The sequence below is a fragment of the Streptomyces regalis genome, assembly GCF_001509475.1.
Taxonomy (GTDB): domain Bacteria; phylum Actinomycetota; class Actinomycetes; order Streptomycetales; family Streptomycetaceae; genus Streptomyces; species Streptomyces regalis.
Genome location: NZ_LLZG01000134.1, coordinates 1 through 5,959, shown reverse-complemented (window position 1 = coordinate 5,959; position 5,959 = coordinate 1). Strand labels below are relative to the sequence as shown.

General features: G+C 70.4%; 9 protein-coding genes. 5 read left to right on the top strand and 4 right to left on the bottom strand.

The window, feature by feature from the left end; translation table 11 throughout:
* Together ADL12_RS19000 and ADL12_RS18995 are read right to left on the bottom strand one after the other, a co-directional pair.
* A partial coding sequence (locus tag ADL12_RS19000) for an ATP-binding cassette domain-containing protein (RefSeq protein ID WP_159053199.1) occupies positions 1 to 329 on the bottom strand: 329 nt, incomplete at its 3' end.
* A gap of 66 nt (positions 330 to 395) precedes the next feature.
* Positions 396 to 1,064: a DUF4097 family beta strand repeat-containing protein gene (locus ADL12_RS18995; RefSeq protein WP_062703860.1), complete on the bottom strand. Its 669-nt coding sequence runs from the start codon at positions 1,062 to 1,064 to the stop codon at positions 396 to 398.
* 225 nt (positions 1,065 to 1,289) lie between these two features.
* On the opposite strand from ADL12_RS18995, the gene ADL12_RS18990 reads away from it, so the two are divergent.
* The 5 genes from ADL12_RS18990 (at position 1,290) to ADL12_RS18970 (ending at position 4,693) form a co-directional block, all read left to right on the top strand.
* Positions 1,290 to 2,042, top strand: coding sequence for a GbsR/MarR family transcriptional regulator (locus ADL12_RS18990; protein WP_062703859.1), 753 nt, complete (start codon positions 1,290 to 1,292; stop codon positions 2,040 to 2,042).
* Positions 2,043 to 2,126: 84 nt separating this feature from the next.
* Positions 2,127 to 2,573, top strand: a complete 447-nt coding sequence (locus ADL12_RS18985) for a DoxX family membrane protein (RefSeq protein ID WP_062703858.1) — start codon at positions 2,127 to 2,129, stop codon at positions 2,571 to 2,573.
* Positions 2,574 to 2,698: 125 nt separating this feature from the next.
* Positions 2,699 to 3,076 (top strand): Zn-ribbon domain-containing OB-fold protein, encoded by a 378-nt coding sequence (locus ADL12_RS18980; protein WP_062703861.1) that lies wholly within the window; start codon positions 2,699 to 2,701, stop codon positions 3,074 to 3,076.
* A gap of 23 nt (positions 3,077 to 3,099) precedes the next feature.
* Positions 3,100 to 3,699 (top strand): GNAT family N-acetyltransferase, encoded by a 600-nt coding sequence (locus ADL12_RS18975; protein WP_062703857.1) that lies wholly within the window; start codon positions 3,100 to 3,102, stop codon positions 3,697 to 3,699.
* 121 nt (positions 3,700 to 3,820) lie between these two features.
* Positions 3,821 to 4,693, top strand: coding sequence for a GNAT family N-acetyltransferase (locus ADL12_RS18970; protein WP_062703856.1), 873 nt, complete (start codon positions 3,821 to 3,823; stop codon positions 4,691 to 4,693).
* Between the two features lie 14 nt (positions 4,694 to 4,707).
* On the opposite strand, the gene ADL12_RS18965 is transcribed toward ADL12_RS18970, so the two are convergent.
* Positions 4,708 to 5,364: a pyridoxine/pyridoxamine 5'-phosphate oxidase gene (locus ADL12_RS18965; protein ID WP_062703855.1), complete on the bottom strand. Its 657-nt coding sequence runs from the start codon at positions 5,362 to 5,364 to the stop codon at positions 4,708 to 4,710.
* A 27-nt stretch (positions 5,365 to 5,391) separates the two neighbouring features.
* Positions 5,392 to 5,817 (bottom strand): pyridoxamine 5'-phosphate oxidase family protein, encoded by a 426-nt coding sequence (locus ADL12_RS18960; RefSeq protein ID WP_062703854.1) that lies wholly within the window; start codon positions 5,815 to 5,817, stop codon positions 5,392 to 5,394.
* Positions 5,818 to 5,959 lie beyond the last annotated feature (142 nt).

The following is a 5,959-nucleotide window of genomic DNA, read 5'->3' as shown; positions in this document are numbered from 1 at the left end:
AGGTGGTGCAGGTCCGCCATGAGGAGCATGTTCTCCTCGCCGGTGATCAGGCCGTCGACGGCGGAGAACTGCCCGGTGACACCGATCGCGGCACGCACCGCCTGGGGGTCGGCGGCCAGGTTGTGGCCGCCGATGTGGATGTCGCCGGTGCCCGGGCCGGCGGAGATCAGGGTGGAGAGGATCTTGACGGCGGTGGTCTTGCCTGCGCCGTTCGGCCCGAGCAGGGCGAAGATCGTTCCTTCGGGTACGGCCACGTCGACACCGTCGAGCACGACTTTGTCGCCGTAGGACTTGCGCAGTCCGTTCGCCGCGATGGCCAGGTCGGTCATGAGAGGTGTCCTGCTCCTTCGGAGGTCTTCAGAGGTCTCAGAGGTCTCGGAGGTCTTGAGGGGTCTTCAGAAACTGCGGGCGGTGATGTCGCCCTGGGAGGTGGTGGCGTGGACGGTCAGCTCGGGGGTGCCGGTGGGGTTCATGAGGGCGTTGTGGATCCGGCCGTAGGAGGTGCCCGCGTCCAGGGCGGCGGAGACGCCGGGGGCGGCACTGACCGAGATGTCGCCGGACTGAGTGCTCAGCGTGACCGTGCCGCGCACTGCCTCGGCGATCTGGATGTCGCCCTGCTGCGTGCTGATCTCCGCGGAGCCGGTCAGACGGCCGAGGGTGACGTCACCGGCGGCGATGGCCAGGCGGACGCTCGCGGCCTCATCGAGCTTGACGGGGCCCTGCGCGCTCTCGTAGGCGACGTCGCCGAGGCGTCCGACGCCGCGGAGTTCGGCGGCGGCCGTCTTCCCCTCGACGCGGGAGCCGGCCGGCAGCTGGATGGTGACCTCGACGGATCCGAAAGCGCCGAGGAGCCGGTTGTTCGCCGCCGGGGCCGCGATCCGCAGGACGCCGTCGGCGTACGCGACCTCGATCTGCTCCGCCGCCTTCACATCGCGGCTCTTGGAGGCGTTGGCGGGCAGGACCTCGACCGTGGTGTCGGTCCGGTCGGCGGCGATGAACTGGATGCGCCCGGCGGGGATGTCGAGGATGGCGGAGACCGGGGCGGGGGTGTCGAACTTCTGCATCGTGCTCTCCTGTGCTCGGTGGCGTTTCTGACGTTGGAAAAGCTACGTTGCGTTCATAGATCTGGCAACGTGATCGTTGCGCTTAATTGGTATCAGCGCAGGTGAGAACTGAGAAATCGTTGCAACGGCTCTGGATTTAACGCAACGTCAGCCGCCTATCCGTTGCAATGAATGGCGAGTGAACGCTATCCTGGAGGCGTCAAGGAAGCACGAAGGGAGATCACGGTGCCGGGAGGCAGGCTCACTCAGCAGGAACGTCAGCAGATCGCGCTGGGGCTGGCCGACGGCCTCGCCTACGCGGAGATCGCCAGGCGCCTGGACCGTCCCACCTCGACGATCACGCGTGAGGTGATGCGCAACGGCGGCCCCACCGCTTACCGCGCCGACCTGGCCCACCGCGCCACCGAACGCCGCGCCCACCGCCGCAGGCAGGCCGCGCCCCGCGGGTCGCAGGCGCCCGAGCAGGCCCACGGGCGCGACGCCGAGGCCGTACGCGAGTACGAGGAGGCGTGGACCACCCTCCTCATGGCACAGGGCCTGCCCAAGATGATGTCCCGGGTGCTGACCTGCCTCTACACCTCCGACGCGGGCAGCCTCACCGCGTCCGAACTCGTCCAGCGCCTCCAGGTCAGCCCGGCGTCCGTCTCCAAATCGGTCACGTTCCTCGAAAGCCAGGGCCTCATCCGCCGGGAGCGCGACGAACGCCGCCGCGAGCGCTACATCGTCGACGACGACGTCTGGTACCAGGGGATGATCGCCAGCGCCCGGTCCACCGCCCAGCTCGCCGAGACCGCACGGCAGGGCGTCGGCATCCTCGGCCCCGACACCCCCGCCGCCATCCGCCTCGAGAACATCGCCCGCTTCGTCGACTTCGTCGCGGAGAGCATGACCCGCGCCGCGGAGCAGGCCCGCGACATCCTCTATACGAAACCCGGAACGACCTCGGACGGCACTGCCGAGCCGGCTTCGGACCGCTGACCGCGGCAAAAGGCACGACGCCGAAACTGGCGCGGATGCACAGGCGATTGTCAGGCCCCTCTCATCTGACGTACCGTCAGATCCATGGACGCGATCTGGCTCACAGGTGCGGAATGGCTGGCCGTGCTCCGCATAGGCCTCGGGCTGTGGTGGCTGGAGAGCTGGCGCCACAAGGACAAGAAGAGCTGGTTCGAGGGATCCGGGATCGGGTGGGCGGCGGACGTGGCGGCCAAGCACCGCTGGAACGCCGTACGCTCCGGCTTCGAGACGGTCGTCGTGCCACGGCCGCGCACGATGGCGTACGTCGTCCTCTACGCGGAACTGGCCCTGGGGCTCGGGCTCGTCCTCGGGTTCCTGACCCCGATCGCCCTCGTCGGCGGGCTGCTGCTCAACGGCCTCTACTTCGCCCTGATGATCCACGACTGGGCCGAGCAGGGGCAGAACTCGATGATGGCGCTGATCTCACTGGTCGCGCTGGGCGGCATGTCATGGCAGTCGTGGTCGGTGGACAGCGCGCTGGGGCTGTTCTGATGGCCGGCGCGCCCTCCGACAACCCCCGCGCCGCCGATCCGCGCTCCGATGGCCCACGCTCTGCCGGTTCGCGCTCCGACAGCCCGCCCTCTCACAGTCCACGCTCCGCCGGTCCGCGCTACGACATCCCGGAAGCCGACGCCTTCACGCGCGCGTACTGGGACGCGGCGGCCGAAGGGCGGCTGCTGATCCGCCGCTGTCGGACCTGCGGGCGCGCCCACCACTACCCCCGCGAGTTCTGCCCCCACTGCTGGAGCGAGGACGTGACGTGGGAGCCCGCGAGCGGCCGGGCCGCCCTCTACACCTGGTCCGTCGTCCACCGCAACGACCTGCTGCCCTTCGGGGAGCGGACGCCGTACGTCGCCGCGGTCGTCGACCTCGCCGAGGGGCCGCGGATGATGACCGAGGTCGTGGAGTGTGCGGACGCCGGGCGGCTGCGGGCCGGGATGGAGGTGGAGGTCGTCTTCCGCGACGGGGTTCCGGTGTTCCGGGCCCGTGGGTGACCGGGGCGAGTTTCAATGACCGCATGACCCATCCCGGCATACGAACCCCGGCCCACCCGTTCCCCGACCTGCACGGCCACGGTCTGCGCCTGCGCCCCTGGGACGCGGACTCCGAGGTCGACGTCGAGACGTGGTTCCGGGGGCGCATCGACCCGGAGCTCCGGCGCTGGAACACCCCGCTGAAGATCACCACGGACCTCGACAGCGCCCGGGAATCCCTGCGCGACACGGTACGGAAGAACGCGGAGGGCACGGCGGCGTCGTACTGCGTCACCGACGCGGCGACCGGCACACCCCTCGGACACATCGGCGTCAACGTCATCAACCGGGTCATGAACACCGCCCGCGTCGGCTACTGGGTCCTGCCCGAGGCCCGCGGCCGCCGCGTCGCCACCCACGCCCTCGCCCTCACCGCCCGCTGGGCCCTCACCGAGCTGGGCCTGCACCGCCTCGAACTCGACCACGCCGTCGGCCACGACTCCTCCTGCCACATCGCCGAGCGGTGCGGTTTCCGCCACGAGGGGACCCTGCGGGGTGCGATGTGGGAGGCGGAGCGGCACGACGCGTACCGGGACATGCACCTGCACGCGCGGCTCGCGACCGATCCGGACGTCAACCCGTAGGCCACGAAGGGTGTGAACCTCGCGCTCCTCAACACCCGCCTGGGAGTGGGGTCTTGTGTCGGCTTCGTGTCCACGGCGGAAAAGGGTGCACAACCGTCGCCCGGGCGCGGGATCATGAGGTATGCGCCCGGACGACTGGTACTGCACCCAGGACCTCACCGGTTTCCTCTCCCACGCCGGTGGCTTCCTGCGCTCACGCCCCGATCTGCACACCGTCGCCCTGACGGTGACCGAGACGCTGCGCAGGAGCGGGTTGCGTGCGTACAGCGACGAGGCACCCGTCTTCGGCGTGCTGGAGCTGGACGGGCAGGTGCGTGCCGCCTACTTCCGGACCCCGCCCTTCCGGCTGAACGTCACCCCTCTCACCCCTGAAGAGGCCGAGTCCCTCGCCGCCCACCTGGTCGCCCTCGGCCACTCGGTCCCCGGCGTCATTGCGGCCCGCGAGACCGCCGAGGCCTTCACCGCCGCCTGGCGTCGGCAGTCGGGCGCCAGAGCGACGGTCATCCAGCGCCAACGCCTGTACCGGCTCGGCAACCTGACCGCCCCGCAGCCGCTTCCGCCGGGCCGGCCCCGGGTCGCGGGAAAAGAGGACCGGGAGCAGCTGGTGCGCTGGTACGGCGAGTTCGTCGAGGCCGTCGGCGACCACGTCGCACGCGACGCCGCCGCATGGGCCGACTCGCGGATCTCCTACGGAGGCGTCACCTTCTGGGAGAGCGAGGACGGCACGCCCCTCGCCATGGCCGGCGTGACCCCGCTGGTCGCCGGCCAGGTCCGGGTCGCCCCCGTCTACACCCCGGCCCACCTGCGCGGACGCGGCTACGCGGGCGCGGCCACCGCACAGGTCAGCCGGGCCGTGCTCGCCTCCGGGGTGCGTGAGGTGCTGCTCTTCACGGACCTGGCCAACCGGACGAGCAACAGCCTCTACCAGCGCATCGGATACCGGGCGGTGGCCGACTTCGCGGCGTACGACTTCCGGGGGAGCCGCACCTTCTGAGCGGCGGCAGGTCCTCAGGGCCAGAGCAGCTCCTTCGCCCAGCCTTCCTCGGTACGGCGGTAGTTCAGCCGCACATGCCGTCGCCGGGCTTCCCCCTGGAAGAACTCCACCGTCTGCGGGCGCAGGTGGTACAGCGTCCAGGTGGGCACCGGAGCTTCAGGCTCGCGCAGGGCCCGCTCCCAGGCCGCTTCCGACGTATGCGCCAGCTCCTCCAGGGAGCCGAGCACTTGGCTCTGGCGGCCGGTCAGGGCAGCCGCCAGCGCGCCGGTCGAACGGGCGTGCAGGTCGGCCTGGGACTCGGCGGACGGGGCGTTCGTGACCGGGCCCCGCAGGCGCACCTGGCGGCCCTGGGCGGGCCAGTAGAAGCCGAGGGCCGCGTACGGGCGGGCGGTGAGCTGACGCCCCTTGCGGCTGTCGATGTGCGTCGCGAAGGACCAGCCGGACGCGTCGGCGCCGTGCAGCATCACCGTCCGCACGTCCGGCAGGCCCTCCTCGTCCGTCGTGGCGAGGGATATCGTGTGGGGTTCCACCTGTCCTGCCGCGACCGCCTGCGCGAACCAGGCCGTGAAGAGGGCGAGGGGTTCCGCGGGTGCCGTGGCGGGGTCGAAGGAGGGCAGGTCGACGTCCCACACCCGAAGCGACCTCAGCAGCTCATGAAGATCCGTTCCCATGCCCTGATTGTCACGTGCGGCGCGGGCTCAGACCTGTCCGAGGTCGGACGACACCCAGCGTTCGGGCCGCATGTGGATGACGACCTGCTCGCCGTGGTTCTTCCAGGCGAAGTCGACATAGCCGTCGACCTTCTCGGCCGGGAGGTAGCGGGCGGAGATCTCGCGGAGCTGTTCGAGGGTGGCGGGGGTCGTCCTGACGACCGGCCCCTCGACGGACGCGTACCGGATGGTGGGGTCGAGCCGGTCGACCATCAGGGAGAACCGGCCCGCCGCCTGGATCAGCCGGTTCTTGCGGGAGTCCAGCCCGGTCATGATCCATACGTCGCCGCCGGGCTCGTACTGGTACCAGATCGGCACGGTCAGTGGAGCGCGCCCCGCGCCCGCGTCGACCGCCAGCGCGGCGATATGGGGCTCGGCCAGGAACTGTTCACGCTCTTCGCGGGTCAGGGCCATGCCTGTTTCCTCTCGATTTGCTCTCGACAGTCTCGATCCAGTCTTACTCCCTGCCCAGTACCAATGTCCCCGACGAGCAGAACCATCCCCCGGTCGCCGAAGCGACCCCCAACCGCGGCAACTCCCCGTCCCGCCCCCGCAC

What these genes read in the sequence shown, in the direction of transcription:
- ADL12_RS18995 (WP_062703860.1), bottom strand. Translation starts at nt 1,064, where the DNA reads ATGCAGAAGTTCGACACCCCCGCCCCGGTCTCCGCCATCCTCGACATC.
- ADL12_RS18985 (WP_062703858.1), top strand. Translation starts at nt 2,127, where the DNA reads ATGGACGCGATCTGGCTCACAGGTGCGGAATGGCTGGCCGTGCTCCGC.
- ADL12_RS18975 (WP_062703857.1), top strand. Translation starts at nt 3,100, where the DNA reads ATGACCCATCCCGGCATACGAACCCCGGCCCACCCGTTCCCCGACCTG.
- ADL12_RS18970 (WP_062703856.1), top strand. Translation starts at nt 3,821, where the DNA reads ATGCGCCCGGACGACTGGTACTGCACCCAGGACCTCACCGGTTTCCTC.
- ADL12_RS18965 (WP_062703855.1), bottom strand. Translation starts at nt 5,364, where the DNA reads ATGGGAACGGATCTTCATGAGCTGCTGAGGTCGCTTCGGGTGTGGGAC.
- ADL12_RS18960 (WP_062703854.1), bottom strand. Translation starts at nt 5,817, where the DNA reads ATGGCCCTGACCCGCGAAGAGCGTGAACAGTTCCTGGCCGAGCCCCAT.